20 protein-coding genes and 1 pseudogene are annotated in these 21,374 nt (G+C 75.0%); 10 read left to right on the top strand and 11 right to left on the bottom strand.

All coding sequences use genetic code 11. The features are described 5' to 3' along the window. Positions 1 to 16: 16 nt before the first annotated feature. The 3 genes from ACZ6O2_RS21625 to ACZ6O2_RS21615 all read right to left on the bottom strand — a co-directional run bounded on the left by ACZ6O2_RS21625 (position 17) and on the right by ACZ6O2_RS21615 (position 2,420). Positions 17 to 538: a 2'-5' RNA ligase family protein gene (locus ACZ6O2_RS21625; RefSeq protein WP_466024060.1), complete on the bottom strand. Its 522-nt coding sequence runs from the start codon at positions 536 to 538 to the stop codon at positions 17 to 19. 122 nt (positions 539 to 660) lie between these two features. Further along, on the bottom strand, positions 661 to 1,266 hold the full coding sequence (locus ACZ6O2_RS21620; RefSeq protein WP_350681505.1) for a response regulator transcription factor: 606 nt from the start codon (positions 1,264 to 1,266) through the stop codon (positions 661 to 663). Then, complete coding sequence (locus ACZ6O2_RS21615) at positions 1,263 to 2,420, bottom strand: sensor histidine kinase (protein WP_466024059.1); 1,158 nt, start codon at positions 2,418 to 2,420, stop codon at positions 1,263 to 1,265. The genes ACZ6O2_RS21620 and ACZ6O2_RS21615 overlap by 4 nt, the downstream gene beginning before the upstream one ends. Before the next feature lie 132 nt (positions 2,421 to 2,552). Here ACZ6O2_RS21615 and ACZ6O2_RS21610 point away from each other — a divergent pair, with 132 nt between their 5' ends. Both ACZ6O2_RS21610 and ACZ6O2_RS21605 read left to right on the top strand, forming a co-directional pair. After that, positions 2,553 to 3,419, top strand: coding sequence for a hypothetical protein (locus tag ACZ6O2_RS21610; protein ID WP_350707594.1), 867 nt, complete (start codon positions 2,553 to 2,555; stop codon positions 3,417 to 3,419). 104 nt (positions 3,420 to 3,523) lie between these two features. Beyond that, complete coding sequence (locus ACZ6O2_RS21605) at positions 3,524 to 5,320, top strand: DEAD/DEAH box helicase (RefSeq protein ID WP_350707592.1); 1,797 nt, start codon at positions 3,524 to 3,526, stop codon at positions 5,318 to 5,320. A gap of 85 nt (positions 5,321 to 5,405) precedes the next feature. On the opposite strand, the gene ACZ6O2_RS21600 is transcribed toward ACZ6O2_RS21605, so the two are convergent. Beyond that, positions 5,406 to 5,870, bottom strand: a complete 465-nt coding sequence (locus tag ACZ6O2_RS21600) for a MarR family winged helix-turn-helix transcriptional regulator (protein ID WP_350707590.1) — start codon at positions 5,868 to 5,870, stop codon at positions 5,406 to 5,408. A gap of 55 nt (positions 5,871 to 5,925) precedes the next feature. On the opposite strand from ACZ6O2_RS21600, the gene ACZ6O2_RS21595 reads away from it, so the two are divergent. After that, the gene (locus ACZ6O2_RS21595) at positions 5,926 to 6,408 is read left to right on the top strand and encodes an SgcJ/EcaC family oxidoreductase (RefSeq protein ID WP_350707588.1); all 483 of its coding nucleotides are present in this window, start codon (positions 5,926 to 5,928) and stop codon (positions 6,406 to 6,408) included. A gap of 71 nt (positions 6,409 to 6,479) precedes the next feature. On the opposite strand, the gene lon is transcribed toward ACZ6O2_RS21595, so the two are convergent. Then, on the bottom strand, positions 6,480 to 8,816 hold the full coding sequence (gene lon, locus ACZ6O2_RS21590; protein ID WP_466024058.1) for an endopeptidase La: 2,337 nt from the start codon (positions 8,814 to 8,816) through the stop codon (positions 6,480 to 6,482). A gap of 383 nt (positions 8,817 to 9,199) precedes the next feature. Between lon and ACZ6O2_RS21585 the strand changes: the two genes are divergently transcribed. Both ACZ6O2_RS21585 and ACZ6O2_RS21580 read left to right on the top strand, forming a co-directional pair. Then, positions 9,200 to 9,547, top strand: coding sequence for a histone-like nucleoid-structuring protein Lsr2 (locus ACZ6O2_RS21585; RefSeq protein WP_350707584.1), 348 nt, complete (start codon positions 9,200 to 9,202; stop codon positions 9,545 to 9,547). 396 nt (positions 9,548 to 9,943) lie between these two features. Beyond that, positions 9,944 to 11,200 (top strand): MDR family MFS transporter, encoded by a 1,257-nt coding sequence (locus ACZ6O2_RS21580; RefSeq protein ID WP_466024057.1) that lies wholly within the window; start codon positions 9,944 to 9,946, stop codon positions 11,198 to 11,200. A gap of 46 nt (positions 11,201 to 11,246) precedes the next feature. On the opposite strand, the gene ACZ6O2_RS21575 is transcribed toward ACZ6O2_RS21580, so the two are convergent. Continuing rightward, a complete protein-coding gene (locus ACZ6O2_RS21575; protein WP_466024056.1) occupies positions 11,247 to 12,131 on the bottom strand; it encodes a PDDEXK family nuclease in 885 nt (294 codons plus the stop codon). 156 nt (positions 12,132 to 12,287) lie between these two features. On the opposite strand from ACZ6O2_RS21575, the gene ACZ6O2_RS21570 reads away from it, so the two are divergent. Then, positions 12,288 to 12,857, top strand: a complete 570-nt coding sequence (locus ACZ6O2_RS21570) for a GNAT family N-acetyltransferase (RefSeq protein WP_350707578.1) — start codon at positions 12,288 to 12,290, stop codon at positions 12,855 to 12,857. A gap of 40 nt (positions 12,858 to 12,897) precedes the next feature. After that, positions 12,898 to 13,626, top strand: a complete 729-nt coding sequence (locus ACZ6O2_RS21565) for a helical backbone metal receptor (RefSeq protein WP_350707672.1) — start codon at positions 12,898 to 12,900, stop codon at positions 13,624 to 13,626. Between the two features lie 30 nt (positions 13,627 to 13,656). Here ACZ6O2_RS21565 and ACZ6O2_RS21560 read toward each other — a convergent pair whose 3' ends face one another. Together ACZ6O2_RS21560 and ACZ6O2_RS21555 are read right to left on the bottom strand one after the other, a co-directional pair. Further along, positions 13,657 to 14,607 carry a TerC family protein gene (locus ACZ6O2_RS21560; protein WP_466024055.1) on the bottom strand — a complete coding sequence of 317 codons (951 nt, stop codon included), beginning with the start codon at positions 14,605 to 14,607 and terminating at the stop codon, positions 13,657 to 13,659. Positions 14,608 to 14,928: 321 nt separating this feature from the next. Beyond that, a complete protein-coding gene (locus ACZ6O2_RS21555; RefSeq protein WP_350707577.1) occupies positions 14,929 to 15,627 on the bottom strand; it encodes a CBS domain-containing protein in 699 nt (232 codons plus the stop codon). A gap of 214 nt (positions 15,628 to 15,841) precedes the next feature. Here ACZ6O2_RS21555 and ACZ6O2_RS21550 point away from each other — a divergent pair, with 214 nt between their 5' ends. Both ACZ6O2_RS21550 and ACZ6O2_RS21545 read left to right on the top strand, forming a co-directional pair. After that, complete coding sequence (locus tag ACZ6O2_RS21550) at positions 15,842 to 16,414, top strand: hypothetical protein (RefSeq protein WP_350707575.1); 573 nt, start codon at positions 15,842 to 15,844, stop codon at positions 16,412 to 16,414. Between the two features lie 239 nt (positions 16,415 to 16,653). Next, positions 16,654 to 17,046 carry an FKBP-type peptidyl-prolyl cis-trans isomerase gene (locus tag ACZ6O2_RS21545; RefSeq protein WP_350707573.1) on the top strand — a complete coding sequence of 131 codons (393 nt, stop codon included), beginning with the start codon at positions 16,654 to 16,656 and terminating at the stop codon, positions 17,044 to 17,046. 83 nt (positions 17,047 to 17,129) lie between these two features. Here ACZ6O2_RS21545 and ACZ6O2_RS21540 read toward each other — a convergent pair whose 3' ends face one another. Beyond that, complete coding sequence (locus ACZ6O2_RS21540; RefSeq protein WP_466024054.1) at positions 17,130 to 17,480, bottom strand: STAS domain-containing protein; 351 nt, start codon at positions 17,478 to 17,480, stop codon at positions 17,130 to 17,132. A gap of 198 nt (positions 17,481 to 17,678) precedes the next feature. Here ACZ6O2_RS21540 and ACZ6O2_RS21535 point away from each other — a divergent pair. Continuing rightward, a pseudogene (locus ACZ6O2_RS21535) lies at positions 17,679 to 17,885 on the top strand (SMP-30/gluconolactonase/LRE family protein); the annotation flags it as partial. 127 nt (positions 17,886 to 18,012) lie between these two features. Here the strand turns inward: ACZ6O2_RS21535 and ACZ6O2_RS21530 are convergent. Beyond that, positions 18,013 to 19,278, bottom strand: a complete 1,266-nt coding sequence (locus ACZ6O2_RS21530; protein WP_466024053.1) for a L,D-transpeptidase — start codon at positions 19,276 to 19,278, stop codon at positions 18,013 to 18,015. Between the two features lie 321 nt (positions 19,279 to 19,599). Then, the gene (locus tag ACZ6O2_RS21525; RefSeq protein ID WP_466024082.1) at positions 19,600 to 21,264 is read right to left on the bottom strand and encodes a right-handed parallel beta-helix repeat-containing protein; all 1,665 of its coding nucleotides are present in this window, start codon (positions 21,262 to 21,264) and stop codon (positions 19,600 to 19,602) included. Between the last annotated feature and the right edge of the window lie 110 nt (positions 21,265 to 21,374).

The raw sequence follows: 21,374 nt of genomic DNA, 5'->3' as shown, positions 1-21,374 counted from the left end.
GGGTGGATGTCGCGGGTCAGCGCTCGGTGCCGCCGAGCCGGCTCACGGTCCTGCTCTCCCCGTCGTAGGTGCGCCCGGCCACGAAGGCGCCGGTGGGGCGGTCGGCGCCCGCCACCGCCCGGGCGAGCCGCCGGTCGGCGTCGCGGAAGCGCAGCGCCAGGCTCAGGTGCGGCACCCAGTGCCCGAGGGCGTGCCACGGGTTCTGTCCCGTCGCCCCGGCGAGCACGTCCCAGACCGCGGCGTGCAGCGCGGCCAGTTCCCGCGACGGGCGGACCAGCCACACCAGCGGGGCGCTGCCGTCAAGGACCGCGATCCGGTCCAGCCGTACCGGCAGCGGCACCGCGGCGTCGACCAGGGCGGTCAGCCGCTCCCGCGCGCCGGGCGGGAACTCGTCCACCGAGGCCAGGGTCAGGTGCGGCCGGTTCGTCGGGTGGGCGTTGCGGGTCAGGCTGGGCAGCCCCGCCTCGGCCAGCCGCTGCCACGCCCCACGCACCGCCGCCTCCAGGCCGGGCGAGCAGACCAGTTCGACCGTACGCACGCCGCCAGGCTATCCGCCGGCCCGGCCGGTGCCAGCCGCCGCCGCGCGCCGCCTCGACCCGACCGGTCGCGGGCGGTCCGGCCAGAACCAGCCGTCGACCCGACCGGTCGCGGGCGGTCCGGTCAGAGCCAACCGTTGTCCCGGGCCGTCCGCGCCGCCTCCGCACGGCTCGTCGCACCGAGCTTCTGCACCGCCGCGGCGAGGTAGTTGCGGACCGTGCCGCTGGACAGGTGGGCCCGGCGGGCGACCACCGCAACCGGGGCGCCGTCCTCGGCCAGCCGCAGCGTGTCCAGCTCGCGCGGGGTCAGCGGGCACGGCGGGATGGTCAACGCGTCGGCGGCCAGCGCCGGGTCGACGTACCGGCCGCCGGCGTGCACCCGCCGGATCACGTCGGCGAGCGCCCCGCCGGGCGCGCCCTTGGGCAGGAACCCGCGGGCCCCGGCGGTGAGCGCGCGGGCCAGGTGTGCCGGCCGACCCTGGCCGGTGAGGATCACCACCGCGCAGGACGGCAGCACCCGGGCCAGTTCGGCGGCGACCTGGAACCCGTCGGGGCCGGGCATCGCCAGGTCGACGACGGCCACGTCGGGGCGGTGCGCCAGGGCGGCGGTCACGGCGGCCCCGCCGTCGGCCGCCTGCGCCACCACCGTCAGGTCCTCCTCGAGGTCGAGCAGGGCGGCGAGGGCGGCCCGGATCAGCTCCTCGTCGTCGGCAAGTAGGACCCGGATCATGACGCCGTCGGGACGGTCGCCTCGACGGTGAAGACGCCGTCCTCCCGGTGCGTACGCAGCTCCCCGCCGGCGGCGGCCAGCCGCTCGGCCAGCCCGCGCAGGCCGTGGCTGTGCCGGTCGGGCGCGCCGGCCGCGCCCGCGCCGTCGTTGGTCACCGTCATCCGCGCCACGTCCGCCTCCTGGTCGATCTCGATCCGGCACCAGCCGGCCCGGCTGTGCCGCAGCACGTTGGTGCCGGCCTCGCGCAGCACCGCCGCGAGCTGGGCGGCCGCCTCCGCCGGCAGCTCGCCGGCGGGCGGCACCACGGTGCACCGCACCCCGGAGGAGCGCAGCACCTGCCCGACCGCGGCGACCTGCTCGGCGAGGTCGACGCGACGGTAGCCGTGCACCGTGCGGCGCAGCTCGGTCAGCGCGGTGGCGGCCAGCCGCTGCGCCTCGGCCGCCTCCCGGCCGGCCCGCTCCGCGTCGGTCGCCGCGAGCCGGGCGGCGAGTTCGGCCTTCAGCGCGATGACGGTGAGGTGGTGCCCGAGCAGGTCGTGCACGTCGCCGGCGAAGCGCAGCCGCTCCTGCGCGGCCGCGAGGCTCGCCTGGGCGACCTGCCCTCGGCCGGCCTGCACCAGCAGATCCCAGAACCACACCTGGAATCCGTTCACCGCGGCGATGCCGAGGCCGACGCCGCCGCTGATCACCAGGGACCGACCCACGGGCGTCCCGGTCGCCGTCGCCACCGCCGCGGCGACCGGCAGGGTGACGGCCGCCACGGGAACCACCATCCGCAACCGGGCGACCAGCGGCACCGCGCCGACGACCGCCGCGCCCAGCCAGGCCCAGGTGGGCCACGCCCCGGCGGCGACCGGCGCCACCAGCGGGACGCTCAGCACCGCCACGGCGGCGAACGCCACGCGGCACCGGCGGCGGACCCGGTCCGCCACGTCCGGTGTCACGGTCGCGTACAGGGCCACGGCCAGCACCACGGCGACCGCGGCGAGCCCGACCGCACCGAGCGCCACCCGCAGGCCCGACGGCTCCCGGGTCAGCCCGACCGCGGGCAGGAACAGGCCGGAGGCCACCCCGGTGGCGAGGGACGCCGTCGCGCCGGCCCGGGCCCGGCGCAGACGCCGGTCCGGTCCGGACACCGTCGGGTCGAACGCCACGGTCCGAATGGTAGGCGCGGCGGCGGCCCACCGCCGTACGCGGGACGCACGGATCGGCGGTGCGTTCCGCACGGTCGACCGGTGACACGGCGCGGGTGTCCGGCGCGCCCGCCCGCCCGCAGGCTCGATGGCATGACGGAGACGACGACGAACGCCAACCCGACGGCACCGCACGTCGGTCACGCGCGACCGCGCGCCGCCCTGCTGCGGCACCTGCTGGAGATGGCACTGGCCATGATCGCCGGGATGCTGCTGCTCGGGCCGCTCCGCGCGGCCGTGGGCACCTCGCTCGGCTTCTCCCCCGACCTCGGACGGGCCGACGTCGGCGCCGTGCTGATGGCGACGGACATGAGCGTCGGCATGGCGGTGTGGATGCGGTACCGGAGGCACTCCTGGGCCGCCGTCGGGGAGATGACCGCGGCGATGTACCTGCCGGTCCTGGTGCTGTTCGTACCGTTCCGGGCCGGGCTGGTCGGCGCCGACGCCCTGCTCCTCGGCAGCCACCTGCTGATGCTCCCGGCGATGGCGCTCGCGGTGCTGCGCCGACGCGCCGAGTACGCCCGGCACCCGGCCGCCGACCGCCCGGTCCCGCGGCACCGGCTGGTCGCGGCGCTGGCGCGCCGCTGGCCGACGGGGCTCGCGCTGCTGATGACGCTGGACATGCTCCTCGACCCGTGGGTGCCCCCGGCGCCGTTCCTGCTGGCGCTGCCGGCGGCCTACCTGCTCATCGGCGCGGCACGGCGGCAGTTGGGCGAGCGCCGGATGCTCGTCCTCCAGTTGGCCGGGCTGGCCGGCTGGGCGGCGGTGGCGTTGGTCGCCACCGTGGTCGACGGCCGGCTGGCGGGCTGGCTGGTGGCCGCCGGCTGGCTCGGACACGCGGCCTGGGACGTGGTGCACCACCGCGCGAACCGGGTCGTCCCGCGCGGCTACGCCGAGTGGTGCGCGGTCATCGACACGGTCGTCGCGCTCGCCGTCGTGCTGGCCCTGCTGACCCGCTGATCCGGGGCGGGGTGGGTCGCCGGCACGGGGCGGCGACCCACCCCGGGCGGGCTGTTGTGCCGGTCGCCGGAACCGCCGGCCGGTGATGATGAAAAGCTTGCCGCATGAGTTCCGCACCCGTACGGCACGACCCACCGACCGACCCCTCCCGGGACGCCTCCGACGAGGTGACCGCCTTCGCGGATCTCGGACTGCGCGCCGAACTGCTGGGCGCGTTGTCCGCCCTCGGCTACGAGGAGCCCACGCCGATCCAGCGGGAGGCGATCCCTCCCCTGCTGGCCGGTCGGGACCTGCTCGGGCAGGCGGCCACCGGTACGGGCAAGACCGCCGCGTTCGCCCTGCCGCTGCTGCAGCGGATGCCCGACGAGCGGCCCGGCGACCCGGTGGCGCTGGTGCTGGTCCCGACCCGGGAGCTGGCGGTGCAGGTGTCGGAGGCGTTCCACCGCTACGGCAAGGACCTGGGCACCCGGGTGCTGCCCATCTACGGCGGCCAGCCGATCGGCCGGCAGCTGCGCGCCCTGGACATGGGCGTGGACGTGGTGGTGGCGACCCCGGGCCGGGCGCTGGACCACATCGCCCGGGGCACGCTCAACCTGGGCTCGCTGGCCACGGTCGTGCTCGACGAGGCCGACGAGATGCTCGACATGGGCTTCGCCGAGGACATCGAGGCGATCCTGGAGCACACGCCCGCGCAGCGGCAGACGGTGTTGTTCTCGGCGACGATGCCGGCGCGGATCGACGGGCTGGCCCGCCAGCACCTGACCGACCCGGTGCGCATCCTCATCGCCCGGGAGCAGCCGGTGGCCGGCGAGGCGCCCCGGGTGCGGCAGAGCGCGTACATCGTCGCCCGGGCGCACAAGCCGGCGGCGCTGGGCCGGGTGCTGGACGTCGAGTCCCCCACCGCGGCGATCGTCTTCTGCCGCAGCCGGGAGGAGGTCGACCGGCTCACCGAGACCATGAACGGCCGGGGCTACCGGGCCGAGGCGCTGCACGGCGGGATGAGCCAGGAGCAGCGCGACCGGGTGATGGGCCGGCTGCGCACGGGCACCGCGGACCTGCTGGTGGCCACCGACGTGGCCGCCCGCGGCCTCGACGTCGAGCAGCTCACCCACGTCGTCAACTACGACGTGCCGTCGGCCCCCGAGTCGTACGTGCACCGGATCGGCCGGGTGGGCCGCGCCGGGCGGGAGGGCGTGGCGATCACCCTCGCCGAGCCGCGCGAGCACCGGATGCTCAAGACCATCGAGCGGGTCACCGGCCAGCGGATCACCATCGACAAGATCCCGACGGTGGCGGACATGCGCACCCGGCGGCTGGAGCTGACCCAGGGCGCGCTGCGGGAGAGCCTGCTGGAGGACGACCTCGACCCGTACCGGGCGATCGTGGAGTCGTTGACCGACGAGTTCGACCTGGTGGAGGTGGCGCTCGCGGCGGTGAAGCTGGCGCACGAGGCGACCTCGCCGGGCGCCGAGGACGAGGAGGAGATCCCGCAGGTCCCGGTCCGGGGCCCGCGCGAGGGGCGGCCGGAGGGCGGCGGCCGGGGCGAGCGGCGCGGCGGCGGCCGGCCCCGCACCGGCGGCACCACGCAGGTCTTCATCGGCCTCGGCCGGCGTGCCGGGGTCCGCCCGCAGGACCTGGTCGGCGCGATCACCGGCGAGACGAGGGTCAGCGGCCGGGACATCGGCTCGATCGAGATCGCCGACCGGTTCTCGCTGGTGGAGGTGCCCTACGCCGTGGCCGACGAGGTGATCGCGGGGCTGCGCGGCAGCACGATCAAGGGCCGCAAGGCGACCGTACGCCGGGATCGTGACGGTGACGGCGGCGGCGAGCGCCGCTTCGACGGGGCCGATCGGCGCGAGCGCCGCGACCGCGACTTCGGCGACCGGCGCGACCGGCGCTGACGACGACGAGCACCGTCCCCACCGGCACTGACGCACCGAGGCCCCCGCTGTTCCGGGCGGGGGCCTCGTCGCGTCCACGCAGCGGTCAGTCGGCCGGCTCCGTGGCCACCCGTTCGGCGTGCTCCTGCTGCACGGCGCGAGCGGTGGTGAGGAAGTCGACGATCGTCTCGAGCTGTCCGTGGTCGTACCGCGTCAGCGCCCGCAGGCCGGCCTCGCCGACCGGCCGGTAGATCCTCCGCTCGGCCGCCCGGGCCGCCTCGGTCGCCTCGACCAGCACCCGACGCCGGTTGGCGGCGTCCCGGGTACGCGCCACCAGGCCGACCCGTTCCAGCCGGTCGATGACGGTGGTGGTGGCCGCCGGGCTGAGCCGCAGCGCCGCCGTCAACTCGCCGGCCGTCACCGGCCCGCGGCCGAGGACGACGTCCAGCGCCCGCAGATCCGTCCGGTTGATCCCCAGCCGGCCGGCCGCCGCCTCGTCGAAGGCGTCGAAGCTCTGCTGCAGCAGCCGGATCTCGCGGGCCACGTGGTACACCAGCTCACTTTTCGACATTCGAATCTTTCTGCTAGTTTAGATTTCGACAGTCGAACTTTAGCAGGGAGCGACCATGACCGAGAACGACCGCAGGGAGATCCGCGAGCTGTTCGACCGGCTGCTAGAGGCGTGGACCGACAACGACGCGGTCGCGTACGGCGCCTGCTTCACAGAGGACTCCGACTACGTGTCGTACGACGGCACCCGGGCGGCCGGGCGGGCACCGATGCAGGACGCGCACGACCGGCTCTTCCGGGGCGTACTCGCCGGATCGGCGCTGGTCGGCGAGGTGGAGTCGATCCGGGCGGTGACCGCCGACGTGGCCGTCGTGCACGGCACCGGCTCGGTGCTGATGCCCTGGCGCACCCGGCTGCCCCGGCGCCGGCTGTCCCGCCAGACCCTGGTCGCCGTGCGGACGCCGGCCGGGTGGCGGTTCACCGCGCTGCACAACGGTCGGGTCCGCCCGATCGGGATCCCCGCGCCCGACTCCGCACCGGCCCGGCTGTCCCGCACGATGGGGCGGTACGCCCGACGGCTCGGGCTGGGACGCGCCTGACCGGCGGGACCCGCACACGCGGCGGCCCCCGGCGCCCACAGGGCGTCGGGGGCCGCTGGGTGACGCGCCGGTCAGGCCGCGGTCAACGCCTGGCCGCCGAGGGCGTCCGCGTCGACGTCGGCGGGGCGCAGCGCCAGGGCGAGCACGTCGGCGACGTCGGCGAGGGTGTGGACCGTCAGCGCCTCACGGACCTCGGCCGGCAGGTCGTCGAGGTCCGGCTCGTTGCGGGCCGGAATGATCACCTCGGTCAGGCCGGCCCGGTGGGCGGCGAGCAGCTTCTGCTTCACCCCGCCGATGGGCAGCACCCGGCCGGAGAGGGTCACCTCGCCGGTCATCCCGAACTCGGGCCGCACCGGCCGGCCGGCGGCCAGCGAGGCGAGGGCGGTGACCATGGTGATGCCGGCGCTGGGGCCGTCCTTGGGCACCGCGCCTGCCGGCACGTGCAGGTGGATCCGCCGCCCGGCGAGGGCGTTCGGGTCCAGCCCGAGCCGGCGCCCGTTGGAGCGCAGGTACGACAGCGCGATGTGCGCCGACTCCTTCATCACGTCGCCGAGCTGGCCGGTCAGGGTCAGCCCCGGCTCGCCCTCCATGCTGGTGGCCTCGATGAAGAGCACGTCGCCGCCGGCGCCGGTGACGGCCAGGCCGGTCGCCACGCCGGGCACCGCCGTCCGCTCCGCCGACTCCGGGGTGAACTTCGGCCGCCCGAGGTAGGTGGCGAGGTTGTCGGCGTCGACGCGGACCGGCGCCGGGTCGGTGGCCAGGGCCACCGCGACCTTGCGGAGGATCTTCGCCAGCGACCGTTCGAGCTGGCGCACGCCGGCCTCCCGGGTGTACTCGCCGGCGATCCGGGCGAGGGCGTCGTCGCCGACGCCGACCTCCTCGGCGGTCAACCCGGCCCGCTCCCGCTGCCGGGGCAGCAGGTGGTCCCGGGCGATGGCGACCTTCTCCTCCTCGGTGTACCCGTCCAGGGTGACCAGCTCCATCCGGTCCAGCAGCGGGCCGGGGATGGTCTCCACCACGTTGGCGGTGGCCAGGAAGAGCACGTCGGAGAGGTCGAGGTCGACCTCCAGGTAGTGGTCGCGGAAGGTGTGGTTCTGCGCCGGGTCGAGCACCTCCAGCAGGGCGGCGGCCGGGTCGCCGGAGTAGCCGACGGCCAGCTTGTCGACCTCGTCGAGGAGCACGACCGGGTTCATCGAGCCGGCCTCGCGCAGGGCCCGCACGATCCGGCCGGGCAGCGCGCCGACGTACGTGCGGCGGTGGCCCCGGATCTCGGCCTCGTCGCGGACGCCGCCGAGGGAGACCCGGACGAAGTTGCGGCCGAGCGCGCGGGCGACCGACTCGCCGAGGCTGGTCTTGCCGACGCCGGGCGGGCCGGCGAGGGCGAGCACCGCGCCGGAGCCGCGGCCACCGACGACGCCGAGGTTCCGCTCGGCGCGCCGGTTGCGCACCGCGAGGTACTCCAGGATGCGGTCCTTCACGTCGGCCAGGCCGGCGTGGTCGGCGTCGAGCACCGCGCGGGCCGCGGCCAGGTCGGTGTTGTCCTCGGTACGGGTGCCCCACGGCATCTCCAGCACCGTGTCGAGCCAGGTGCGGATCCAGCCCGCCTCCGGGGAGGCGTCGCTGGCCCGCTCCAGCTTGCCGACCTCGCGGAGCGCCGCCTCGCGGACCTTCTCGGGCAGGTCGGCGGCCTCGACGCGGGCCCGGTAGTCGGCGGAGCCGTCCGGTTCGTCCTCGCCGAGCTCCTTGCGGATGGCGGCGAGCTGCTGGCGCAGCAGGAACTCCCGCTGGGACTTCTCCAGCCCCTCGCGGACGTCGGTGTTGATCTGCTCGGCGATCTCCTGCTCGGCCAGGTGGTCCTTCACCCAACCGACGAGCAGTTCCAGCCGGGCGGTGACGTCCGGCGCGGCGAGCAGCTCGGTCTTCTGGGCGAGGCTGAGCCAGGAGACGTAGCCGGCGGAGTCGGCCAGCTCGGAGAGGTCGGTCATCCGCTCGATCGCGTCGATGACCTGCCAGGCGCCGCGCTGCTGGAGCACGGACGTCATCAGGGCGCGGTACTCGCGGGCGAGTTCGCGGGCGCGGCCGGCGGGGGCCGGTTCGTCGAGTTCGGTGGCCTCGACCCAGAGGGCGGCGCCGGGTCCGGGAACGCCGGAGCCGATCCGGGCGCGGGAGAGGCCGCGGACGACGGCGGCCGGTTCGCCGCTGGGCAGCCGGCCGACCTTCTCGATGGTGGCGACCGCGCCGACGGGGCCGTACTCGCCGTCGAGGCGGGGCACGGCGAGGAGGGTGCCCTCGCCGGTGGCGCGGGCCGCGTCGACAGCGGCCTGGGTGGTGGGGTCGAGGGTCACCGGGATGACCATGCCGGGCAGCAGCACGGCGTCGGTCAGGGGCAGTACCGGAAGAGTTGCCATCGAACACCTGCTATCGCGTTGAGTTGAGCGTGTCCAACTCAAGTAACAAAGCGTTCCCCTTGTTCCCACTGTGACCCAGACCACTTCCCCGCGCCACCGGCCGTGTCGGGAGCAGGCCGGTCGACGCGGCGAAGACAACGAGCCGGTTCCGGACACGGGACACGGGGACCAGGGTGCGGGTCTCCAGCGGGGCCGAGGCCGCGGCGCCCGCCGGCCACGCCGGCACGCTGGGCGACCGAACTCCCCCGCCTTTGCGCCGGCCGCGCCGATTTCCCGCGATAACGCGACCCGCCGAAATGAAAAACGACGCGTATTCTTGCGCAATTGCCGTGGGATAGGTCAAACTTTGACCACACCCCGCCCCACACAGGGAGTAATTGGCGATGGCGAGAAAAGTAATCACTGTTCTGACCGACGACCTCGACGGCGGAAAGGCCGACCGGACCGTCGAGTTCAGTCTGGACGGCGTGGCGTACACCATCGACGTCTCCGACGAGAACGCGGGCGTGCTGCGGAAAGCTCTCGACCCGTACATCAGCGCTGGCCGGCGGATCGGCCGCGGCACCGTCGACGTCGGGCGGGCACCCCGCCGGGCGGGCGCCCAGGGCGGCGCGGGAATGGACCGGGAGCAGAACCGGGCCATCCGGGAATGGGCCGTCAAGAACGGCTACAAGATTTCCGAGCGCGGCCGCATCCCGGTCGAGGTCGCCGAGGCGTACAAGAACCGCTGACCTGGCGCCGGGTTCACGCTCGCGTCCACGCGGGGTCACGCTGCGGAATCAGCGGGGCCCCGCCGGTCTTTTCCCACGGCCGTCCATTCGCACGGCCCGCGTCCGGCGGCGGACGCATTCGCGGGCGGCGCATTCGCCGAGCCGCCCCGACGGATCGCCGGGCGACCCCCGAGTGGCCGCGCCGGGCGGATTCCCGCGACCGCACGGAAACCGGATCCGGCCGAGGACCGGCGACCCACCCGGGCGGCGAAGGGGCAGGTGGTGACCCGGGCGGCTCCGGCCGCACGTGATCATCACCACGATTCGTGCCCGCGCGACCCGAGACCGTCGCACCCCCCGAGTGTAATGAGCGACAGCTTTGTCGGGCATTACGCAAACGCATCTCGGGGGTGGCGGATGACGCGCTGGTGGAGCCAGACGGCCGGCGGGTTGCCCCGCACGTTCTGGTACCTCTGGACGGCCACGCTGATCAACCGGCTGGGCAGCTTCGTCGCCATCTACCTCGGCGTCTACCTGGTCTCGGTGCGGGGCTTCAGCCCCGCGTACGCCGGAGTGGTGATCGGGTTGCACGGGGCCGGCAGCGCGGCGGGGAGCGTGCTCGGCGGGGTCGTCGCGGACCGGTGGGGGCGGCGGCCGGCGATGCTGGTCGGCAACGTGGCCGCCGCCGCGGCGGCGGTGTCGCTGGGCCTGAGCAACCACCCCACGGCGGTCGCGGCGCTCACCCTCCTGCTCGGGCTCTTCCTCGGCGTCGCCCGGCCGGCCTTCACCGCCACCATCATCGACGTGGTGGGCGAGCGGGACCGGCTGCGCGCCCTGACGCTCAACTACTGGGCGATCAACATCGGGTTCGCCGTCGCCGCGACCGTCGCCGGCCTGCTGGTCCGCGCCGATCCGCTGCTGCTGTTCGTGGTCAACGCGGCGGTGCTGCTCGGCACCGCCGTGCTGATCGGGTTGAAGGTGCCCGAGTCGCGCCCCGCCCCGGTCACCGTCGGGCAGTTCACCCGCGCCGACTCCGGCGGGCTCGGCACCGTGCTGCGCGACCGGGTCTTCCTGACCTTCACCGCCCTCACCGGGCTGGCCTGGCTCTGCATCCAGGGCAGCGTGATGCTCCCCGTCGCGTTGCAGGCCGACGGCCTGCCGGCGTCGGCGTACGGGCCGGTCATCGCGGTCAACGGGCTGATGATCGTGTTGGGGCAGCTCTTCGTGCCCCGGCTGGTCGGCCGCTTCGACCGGTCCCGCACCATCGCCGCCGCCGTCGTGGTGGTCGGCGCCGGCTTCGCGCTGACCGCGCTGGCCGACGCCGTGTGGTTCTACGCGTTCACGGTCGCCGTCTGGACACTCGGCGAGATGCTGATGACCCCCGCGAACTCGGCGCTGACGGCGGACCTGTCGCCGACGGCGCAGCGCGGCCGCTACCAGGGGGTCTACTCGCTCGGCTACGCCTTCGCCAGCTTCGCCGGGCCGACCCTCGGCGGGCTGGTCGCCGCCCGGTTCTCCACCGACGCCCTCTGGCTGGGCCTGTTCGGTCTGGCCCTGCTGGTGGCCGCCGGCAACCTCCTCGCGGTCCGCCCCCGGGCCAGGCGGATCGAGGCCCTGCGGGCCGATGCCACCTCGGCCGCCACCCCCGGCCGGACGGCGGCAGCGCTGGCCTGACGGCGGCCGGGGCCGCCGGGGTACGCCCGTGCGGCGCCGGGGCGGGTCAGTCCGCGCAGAGGTGCGCGAAGGCGAACCCGTGCGCCATCTCGTCGCGCCGCGATTCGAGCAGCCGGATGTCGGCGAGCAGTTCCTCGCGGGGCGTCAGGACCGGCTCGGCCGTCTCCAGCTCGCGCAGCCGCTGGCCGACGGCCATCGCCGCCAGGTCCTCGGCCAGGCGGGCCGGGTCCACGCCGGCGGAGACCCGCTGCTCGTGCACCGTCACCCGCTCCACGAGGCAGGCGCCGGGACGCACCTCGACCCAGCTCCACCCCTCGGCCGGCCCGCCCCGCCAGCTCAGGTGCAGCCCCCGGACGATCGGGTCCACCAGCCCCCGCGACACGTACGCGTCGACCGCCGCGGCCCGGGCCAGCGCGCCGAGGTCGTTGACGTGGCCCGTCCGCCCGTCGGGCAGCCGGCCGAAGATGTCGCGGAACCCGAGCGGGGGCACGTCCCCCGCCTCCGGCTCCCCCGCACCGAGCGCCGCGTAGGCGCGGGCGTCGATCACGTACGTCACGATCCGCCGCCCGTGCTCGTCGGCGCGCAGCGTGGGCGACCCGATCCGCAGCACCGCCAGGCCGACCGCCTCGGCGACCACGTTCTTCATCCGCTCGGCGCGCTGCCCGGCGGAGCCGGCGGGAGCGACCGGGCCGACCTCGACGGCGAAGACCGGCCGGGCCGTGTCGGCGGCGCAGACGACGAAGTCGTAGCCCTCCCGGGTGGCCGTGCTCCACTGGTGGCCGGTGATGCCGCTCGGCCGCCGGTGTGTGAGTTCGCCGAGGCGACGGGCGCCGTACACGAGCTGGCCGGCCCGGGTGAGCAGCGGGCCGCGACCGCCGTCCCCGGTCACCGCGCGCAGCCAGGAACCGTCCCCGCCACCGGTGCTCGTCATCCGTGTGATCCGTCCTGCCGTCGCCCCCGGGCCGACTCGTCGGCCCGGGGGCGAGTCTAGGCCGTCGATCATGGACGGAGCCGGGGTGGTGCGGCGGGGGCGGTACGGGCGGGGAATTCGGTTGAGCCGGCCGGGGCCGCCCGGTGGGATGGGCCGGTGACGCCCTTCCTGAGCACCGACCGGCTGGTGCTGCGCGAGTTCACCCCCGACGACGCGGAACTCCTCGTCGAGCTGGACGGCGACCCCGAGGTGATGCGATACCTCACCGGCGGGCGTCCCACCCCGCCGGAGGTGGTCCGGGAGCGCACCCTGCCCCGGATCCTCGCCCACTACCGGCGGCCGCCGGGGCTGGGCTGGTGGGCGGCCGTGGGCCGGGGGTCGGGCGAGTTCCTGGGCTGGTTCGAGTTCCGCCCGACCCGCGACGGCGACGCCCGCGAGGTGGAGCTGGGCTACCGCCTGCGCCGGGCGGCCTGGGGCGGCGGCCTCGCCACCGAGGGCTGCCGGGCGCTGGTCGACAAGGGCTTCACCGAGCTGGGCGTGGAACGGGTCACCGCGAACACGATGACCGTCAACGCGGCCTCCCGCCGGGTGATGGAGAAGTCCGGGCTGCGCTTCGTGCGCACGTACGTCGGGGACTGGCCGGAGATGATCGACGGGGCGGAGCACGGCGAGGTCGAGTACGCGCTGACCCGGCAGGAGTGGCTGGCGCCCGCCGCTGGGGCATGATCGAGCGTGGCGGTTGTCGACAGGCGGAGCGGGGGTGCGCGTGCGGGTCGTGTCGCTGGTGCCGTCGCTGACCGAGGCGGTGGCGCTGACCCTGCCCCACCTGCTGGTCGGGGCCACCGACTGGTGCACCCACCCGGCGGGGCTGGACGTGGCGCGGGTCGGTGGCAGCAAGTACCCCGACCTGGACCGGGTGCTCGCGCTACGGCCGGACGTGGTGCTGCTCAACGTCGAGGAGAACCGCCGCGTCGACGCCGAGGCCCTGGCCGCGGCCGGCGTGCCGGTGCGGGTCACCTACCCGCGGACCGTCGACGAGGCGCTGACCGAGCTGGGCGACCTGCTCCGCGAGCTGGGCGCGCCGGCGGAGCCGGAGTGGCTGGCGGCGGCCCGCCGGGCGTGGGCCGCCGCGCCGGCGGTCGGGCCGCCCCGCCGGGCGGTGGTGCCGGTCTGGCGTCGCCCGTGGGTGGTGCTGGGCGCCGACACGTTCGCCGGGGACGTGCTGCGCCGACTCGGCGTCACCAACCTGTACGCCGACGACGCCGAACGTTATCCCCGACCGAGTCTCGACGAGCTGCGCGCCCGCGAGCCGGAGCTGGTGGTGCTGCCGGACGAGCCGTACCGGTTCACCGCCGACGACGGGCCGGAGGCGTTTCCCGGCGTCCCGTGCGCGCTGCTCTCCGGGCGACACCTGACCTGGTACGGCCCGTCCCTGGCCGAGGCGCCCGCCCTGCTGTCCGCCCAGCTCGCCGACCCGGTCGTCCGGCCGGGCTGACTGCCCGGGCGCGTCGCCCGGCCGGTCGGGTCAGGAGCCCGCGTGCCGGCGCTCCCGACGGGCGGCGAGCACGCTCCAGCCGATCGCGACCGACAGGGTCAGCACCACCACCGCGAGGGTGAGCCAGACCGGCAGCTTCCCCACCGGCGTCTCGGACAGGATCAGCTTCGCCCCGGCGAAGGCCAGCAGGACGGCCAGCCCGTACCGCAGGTAGCTGAAGTGCCGCAGCAGCCCGGCCAGGCAGAAGTAGAGACTGCGCAGCCCGAGCACGGCGAACGCCGTCGCCGTCCAGACCAGGAACGTGTCGGTGGTGATGGCCAGGATCGCCGCCACCGAGTCGATCGCGAAGACCACGTCGGTGGCCTCGATCGCGATCAGGGCGACCAGCAGCAGGGTGGCCCTGCGCCGGCCGTCGACCCGGACGGTGAACCGGCCGCCGTGGTAGCGCGGCTCGGTGGGGACCAGCCGCCGGAACAACCGGACCGCGACGTTGCGGTCCGGTTCGACGTCCGGCTCGCCGCGCACCGCGAGCCGCCACCCGGTCCAGACCAGGAAGGCGCCGAGCACGACCCCGGCCCAGGCCAGCCGCTCCAGCAGCGCGGCACCGGCGAAGATGAAGGCCAGCCGGAACGCGAGGGCCCCGACGACCCCCCAGAAGAGCACCTTGTGCTGGTAACCGGCGGGCACCCGGAAGTAGCCGAACAGCAGCGCGAAGACGAAGACGTTGTCGACCGAGAGCGCCTTCTCCAGCAGGTAGCCGGAGAAGTACGCCACGGCCGGATCGCCGCCCCGCCAGAGCCAGACCAGCAGGCCGAAGGTGAGCCCGGCGGTGATCCAGACGCCGCTCCACACCAGCGCCTCACGCAGCTCGATCACGTGGTTGTCGCGGTGGGAGAGCAGGTCCACGGCCAGCATGACGGTGATGACCCCGCCCACCGCCGCCCAGGCCCACAGCGGCGCCGCGAACGTCGCCTCGTCCACCCGGCGCCCTCCGCATCCACGACGGGACAGGGCGGCTCCGCTCCTCGCGCGCCGCATGCCCGGCGGCTCCGGCGCGGGCGCGGTCCCCGCGGCGGGGCTCGGCGGCAGAGCCGCACCGCGCCCGCCCCCGAGCCTAGGCGAGCCGCCGACCGACCGACGGCCGTCCGGGCAAGTCGGCGGGTGCCGGCCGGGCCCGGTCGCCGCTGCCCGGCGGCTCCCGGGCCTCAGGCGCCGGCTGCCGTCGGCCGGAGGGGAGCGCGGGCCCGGGCGGGCGGCACGCCGACGGGCCCCGCCCGGACGGCGGGGCCCGGGCGTCGCCGGTCAGGCCACCGGGGTGACCGGGCCGGCGTCCCGCTCGACGAGCGTGCGGTCGTCGACGTCGTACGCGATGGTGCTGGTCACCCGGACCACGCCGCTGACCTGCCCGGCCAGCCGCCCCGCCAGCTCGACCGCGCTGCGCCGGTCCAGCCGGCCGTCGAGCGTCACCTCACCGTCGCGCACCTTGACGGTGACCAGGCCGTCCCGCACCGCGAGCACCCGGCGCAGCACCTCCTGCACCACGTCCTCGCGGATCTCCGCGTCCGTACGCAGGTGCACCCGCAGCAGGTCGCCCCGGGTGACGATGCCGACGAGCCGGCCCAGATCGTCGAGCACCGGCAGCCGCTTCACCGACTCCCGGTCCAGTTGCCGCGCGGCGGCGGAGATGGTCGCCTCCGGCCAGGTGGTCACCGGCGGCGCGGTCATCAGTTCGCGGGCCAGCAACGCGTCTGCCTTCTCCCGGGCGCTGCGGCGCCGCCGCCCCTCGAAGATCCGCCGCTCGTCCGGGTGCCCGGCCCGCTCCACCTTGTGCAGCAGATCCGACTCGGACACCACGCCGAGCACCCGGCGGAACCCGTCCACCACGGGCACGCCGCTGATGCCCCGCCGGACCAGCGCGTCGACGATCTCGCGGTAGGGGGTCTCCTCCCCCACCGTCGCGACGTCCCGCGTCATCACGTCGCCCACCTGCCACGTCCTCATCACGACCTCCCTGCCGTTGGCACCTGCGACGGTATGGCCGCGACCGCCCGCCGGGTCAGGGTCGCGGGACCGGGTCGGCACGGCCGGGTGGACCGGTGCGGAAGGGGTCCAAGGTCCCGGTCCGGCGGGGCCCGGTAGGCCCTGCCCGGCGGGCGTCGGCGGATGTCCAATGGAGATGCCACCGGGAAGCGCGGTGCGAGGTACACGAAGGGACGTGGAGACAATGACCGCGACCGAGCAGATCACCGCCAGGACCATCGCCCCAGCGGCGCAGCCCCGGCACCTCGCCGAGACCACCCGGGAGCGTGCCGCCCGGTACGTCTTCGCCGGCATCCGCATCGCCCTCGGCTGGACCTTCCTCTGGGCGTTCCTGGACAAGGTCTTCGGCCTGGGGCACGCCACCGAGGCGAAGAACGCCTGGATCAACGGCGGCAGCCCCACCAAGGGCTTCCTGACCTTCGGCGCGGCCGGCCCCTTCAAGGGCTTCTACAACGGCATCGCCGGGGCCGCCTGGGCGGACGTGCTCTTCATGACCGGCCTGGCCGCGATCGGCGTGGCGCTGCTGCTCGGCATCGGGATGCGCGTCGCCGCCGTCGCCGGCGTGGTGCTCTACGTGATGATGTGGACGGTCGTCCTGCCCCCCGAGAACAACCCCTTCCTCGACGACCACCTGCTCAACGCGGCCCTGCTGGTCGGTCTCGCGCTCGTCAACGCCGGCGCCACCCTGGGCCTGGGCGCGGCCTGGGCGAAGCTCCCCCTCGTCCGGCGGCTCCCCTGGCTCCGCTGACCTGGTCCGGCACCTCACCCAGCGGGCGTCACCACCGGTGACGCCCGCCGGTCCGTGCGTACGCCCGACTCGTCGCGCCTGGCCGGACCCGGCTCTCCCGCCCGACGGCGCCGAGGGCTCGCACATCGCCGACACGTCGACGCACGCGAGCCGCTCCCGGGACCGCCGCGCGCCGACCGGCCGCCATCCGGCAGGATGGTGACCGGGACATCAGGACCGAAACGGCAGGAGACTCCCGTATGAACCAGGCAGCAGGTGCCCGCTCCGGCAAGCCCGAGGTGGGGCCGATCGAGGGCGCGCCGCCCGCCGATCTCGTCATCGAGGACATCACCGTCGGCGAGGGGCCGGAGGCCCAGCCAGGGCAGCTGGCCGACGTCCACTACGTGGGGGTGGCGCACTCCACCGGCCGCGAGTTCGACTCCTCCTGGAACCGGGGCGAGACGTTCCAGTTCGGGCTCGGCGCCGGGCAGGTCATCGCCGGCTGGGACCAGGGCGTGGTGGGCATGCGGGTCGGCGGCCGGCGCCGGCTGACCATCCCGCCGCACCTGGGCTACGGCAACCGGGGCGCCGGTGGCGTCATCAAGCCGGGCGAGACCCTGGTCTTCGTCGTCGACCTGGTCGGCGTCCGCTGAGCCGTTGAGCACGGGCCTGGGGGTCGACCCGCCCACGCGCGGTCGGCCCCCGGGCGCACACGCACCCGATCGGTCGGGGGTGGTCAGCAGGCGACGAGCTCCCGGTCGGCGCACGAGTCGACGATCGGGATGACCCGGTGCAGGCCGGTGGCCCGCAACACCCGCGCGACCACCGGGTCGGGGTGCAGCAGCACCAACTCACCGCCCCGGGCGCGGATGCGCAGGTGCGCGGCGACGAGCGCCCGCACCCCCGCGGCGGAGAGCACGCGGACGCCCGAGAGATCCAGCCGGAGCACCGGCCGGGCGGGGGCCGCCCAGAGCGCGGAGCGGAACGCGGCGACCGTGGCGATGTCGACCTCGCCGATCGCCCGCACGTCCACCACGTAATCGTCCACGCTGACCTCGACGTGGAACCTGTCCTCACGCTGCCCCATGCCGACGAATCTAGCCCCCACCACCGACATTTCCGCCCTGCCCAGGGACGGGATCCGGGTCCACCCAGGGTCACCCCCGAGGGCCTCCCTGATCCTCCTCAGGGAGGAGGACCGCGCCACCGCGATGATCTCCAGCCCACCCGCGCCGCCCGGCGTCGAGAGCCGGCGGGTGCCACACCGGCGGGCGGGAACGGGCCGATGGTCGCTCCTCCCCGTCCCCGCGCGCCGTGGCTGATCCGTCCCGTCCGTGAGCCCGCCACCCTCCCGCCCCCGCTCGACGGGCCGTGGTCCCCCACCGACCGCCGGCTCGACGCCGCCGAACTGCTGCCCCGGCCCGACGGCGTCGCCGGCCCGGAGGACGTGGTCGTCGACCCGTCCGGGCGGGTGGTCAGCGGGACCGAGGACGGCCGGCTCTGGTGGTGGCCGGTGGACGCGCCGCCGGGCACCCGGCCCCGGCCGCTCGCCGAGACCGGCAGGTCGGGGGACCGGCCCGCCTGGCGGCGGACCGGTCCCCCGTGTGCGTACGGCCGGGTCAGCCGCCGCGGACGGACGGCGCCGGCACCGGCGAGCCCCCGGCCACGGCGCCCGGGTGCGGGGCCTGCGACGGGGCCGGCCGGAGCCCGGCCGGCACCGGCAGCGCGCTGCCCTTGGCGAACTCGTCCCAGCCGACGTTCCACGCGGTCCAGCCGTTGCCCTCGTTCAACCCGACCTCGGTGCCCTTGATGGTGACGAGGTCGCCGACCTGCGTGACGCCCATCAGCCAGTCCGCGGCCTCGTTGGAGACGTTGGTGCAGCCGTGCGAGACGTTGGTGTTGCCCTGGTCCCCCACCGACCACGGCGCCGCGTGGATGAACTCACCGCCCCAGGTGAGGCGCTGGGCGTCCTCGACGTCGACCACGTAGGGGTCGGCCGAACCCCGGGTGTCGAACGTCGTGTACTCGTGCTTCTCCATGATCACCATCTTGCCGCTGGAGGTCGGCGTGCTCGGCTTGCCCATGCTGACCGGGATCTTGCGGACGACCTTGCCGTCGCGCACCACGGACATCTGCTTGGTCGCGTTGTCGATCTCCAGAGCCACCTGCCGGCCGATCTTGGAGGTGGCGGTCCGGTCGGAGTCGCCGACCCGGTCCTTGCCGATCGGCAGACCCTCCAGCCCGGCCCGGACGCTGATCGTGGTGCCCGGACGCCAGAAATCGGGGGCCCGGTAATAGACCTGGCTGCCGTCGGACACCCACGACCAGGTGCCCGGCTGCGGCGGGTCGGTCTTCACGAACAATCGGCGCTGCACGTCCGCCCTGGCCTCTTTCGGAATGGGCGGGTCGAAGGCGACGGTCACCGGCATGGCGGTGCCGTACGTCCGGTTGCCGGCGAAATACAACGTGCTGGTGATTTCCGGCTTCGACGATTTCGGCATCGTGGTGAAGGTGGTCTTCCGGGTGGTGGTCTTCCCCGAGTCACCCGTGGCGGTCACCTCCGCGGTGTAGGTGCGCCGCGGCTGCAACGGCTTGCTCGGCACCCAGCCCGAGCCGTCCTCCCGGGGCTCCGCCTTGACCTCCGCGCCCTTGTCGTCGGTGATCCGGACCGACGTGACCCGTCCACCCTTGACGACGGTCCCCACCTCGGCGCTGACCGGCACCTCGCGGGCGCGGTCGGCGGGCGTCACGGCCAACTCCGGGGCCGTCGCCCGGCCCTCGGCCGACCCGGCACCCGGCTTGCGGTCGGCGGTGCACCCGCCGAGGGCCAACGGCGTGGCCGCGATGGTCACGGCCAGAACCGTCAGTCGCCGCCTCAACTTCATGATGCGTCCCCCCGTTAATTGGCGTCCTCCGCCACATTCTCTCCATACCGCCCGGACGGGCGCGCAATTTTCGGCGAAAAGGGAAAAGCAATTATGGGGCGCATTTGCCGGACTGCGCGGAATGGGTCCGGGTGCCCCCGTTTCCGGGTCCGTCCGGGATCGCCCGGACCGGCACCGCCGGAGCCCGGCCATGCCGCCGCGTCCCGGTTGCGCCGCCCCGCGCCGTTCCCGCCCGACCCGCCCCCGGTGCCCCGCCCCGGCCTCGTGGCGGCGGCGACGGGCAACGGCCGGGCGGGCCTCGGCCACCCGCGTGGCGCCGGCTCAGGTCCAGTCGTCGTCGCCGTGGTTGCGTTCCCACCGGCCGCCGACCGGCGGGGTGTCCATGCGGATGGCGGAGTCGGCGTTCCCGGCGAGGTCGTTGTCCTCCACCCGGCAGTCCACGCAACTGCCCTCGTCGGTGATCCAGAGGCCGTGGTTCTGGGTGCTCGGGTTCTTGTTGTCCCAGATCCGGTTGCCCCGGATGGTGGCCGAGTCGACCGCCGCGTTGATCGTGATGCCGGCCCGCACCGGCGGGCCGGCCGGCAGCTCGTACGGCGTTCCCGGCAGCGGCGTGCCCCCGCTCCACCCGCTGGAGGCGTCGGGGCGGATCGGCGCGAGCGTCAGCTCGTTGTCGTCGTTGGCGGCCACCGTGGCGATCCCGTCGCCGACGCGCACCACCTTGCCCCGGTGACCGTCGTTCGGCCAGGTCGCCCGCCGGTCCACCACCTTCCGCTCGCTGTAGCGCACCGAGTCGCCGCGCCCACTCATCGCCGGCGCGCACTGCCGCCCGTTGTTGCGGATCCGGTTGCCCACCACGATCATGTCGCGGAGCGGGCGGTCGATGCGGATGGCGTCGGCGCTGTTGCCGTAGAAGTCGTTGCTCTCGATGACGATCTCCTCGGCGATCTGCTCCTCCGCGCCGCCGAGGTTGCGCTGGTGGTAGCCGTACCGGCCGTTGCCGCTGATCCGGTTGCCGCGGATCGTGTACGGCCCGGGGGTGTTGCCGATGCTGACCCCGTCGCCCAGGTTGCCGTCGATCACGCAGTCCGTGAGGATGCCGGCCCGCCCGGCGGTGTGCGTGGTGCCCTTCGCCGAGACGTGGAAGCCCGCCTCCAGGTTGCCGGTCATCGTGCAGGCGGAGACGATCAGGCCGTTCGCGCCCCAGTCGGAGATGCCGAACCGGTTGCCCTGGGCGTGGCAGCCGATGATCCGCACCCCGCGCGGGCGCAGGTGGCTCGCCTCCTGCAACTCCAGGAAGATCCCGTTGGTCGCGTTGTCCACCGCGCTGCAGTTGACGATGTTGAACCGTTCGACGCTGCCCCAGCCGCCGATGCCGACGCCGACGCCCGCGCCGCCCATCTGGGTGCCGTTGTCCAGCCGCCCGCAGCCGACCACCAGCACCCCGTCGATCAGGCAGTCCTGGAGGAAGTCGCAGCCCAGGCCCGTGGCGGCGGTGTGGTGGATGTACAGGTTGCGGAACACACCCCGGACGACGTACTGCAGGCCGAGACCCTTGGCCAGCGGGTTGTAGTCCGCCGACGCCACGCCCGAGCCGTCGATCTCGAAGTCGGCGAAGGTGCAGTCGGCCAGGTGGCGGTCAGGGCCGGCCCCGTGCTGCTGCACGGTGTGGAAGGCCAGCGGGGCCGGGTCGGCCCGGTTGCCGGCGTTGCTGAGCACGAAGCGGGTCGCCCCCGGGCCGGCGCCGATCAGCGACACCCCGGAGCGCCAGACCGTGCCCGAGTCCCGCATCGAGTACACCCCGGGCGGGCAGTAGATGATCCGGACCCGGCCGTCGGCGGCGTGCGCGTCGCCGAGGCGGTCCACCAGCGCCGCCAGGGCCGGCTGGTCGTTGGTCGCGCCGTCGCCCACCAGGCCGTGCTCCCGGGCGTCGCAGAGCAGCGGGGCGCCGGCGACCGCGTAGCGGCGCACGCCGCCGGCGGAGGACATGTCCGGGTACGCCACCTCGTCCTCCCCTCGGCGGGACAGCCAGGCCCGCATTCCCGGCCCGCTTTCGGGGAAACACCCGCCGCGACGGCGACGGCCCCGGCACCGCCGGA

It is taken from the genome of Micromonospora sp. NPDC048040 (genome assembly GCF_055587185.1).
This window is presented reverse-complemented; position numbering and strand designations above follow the sequence as displayed.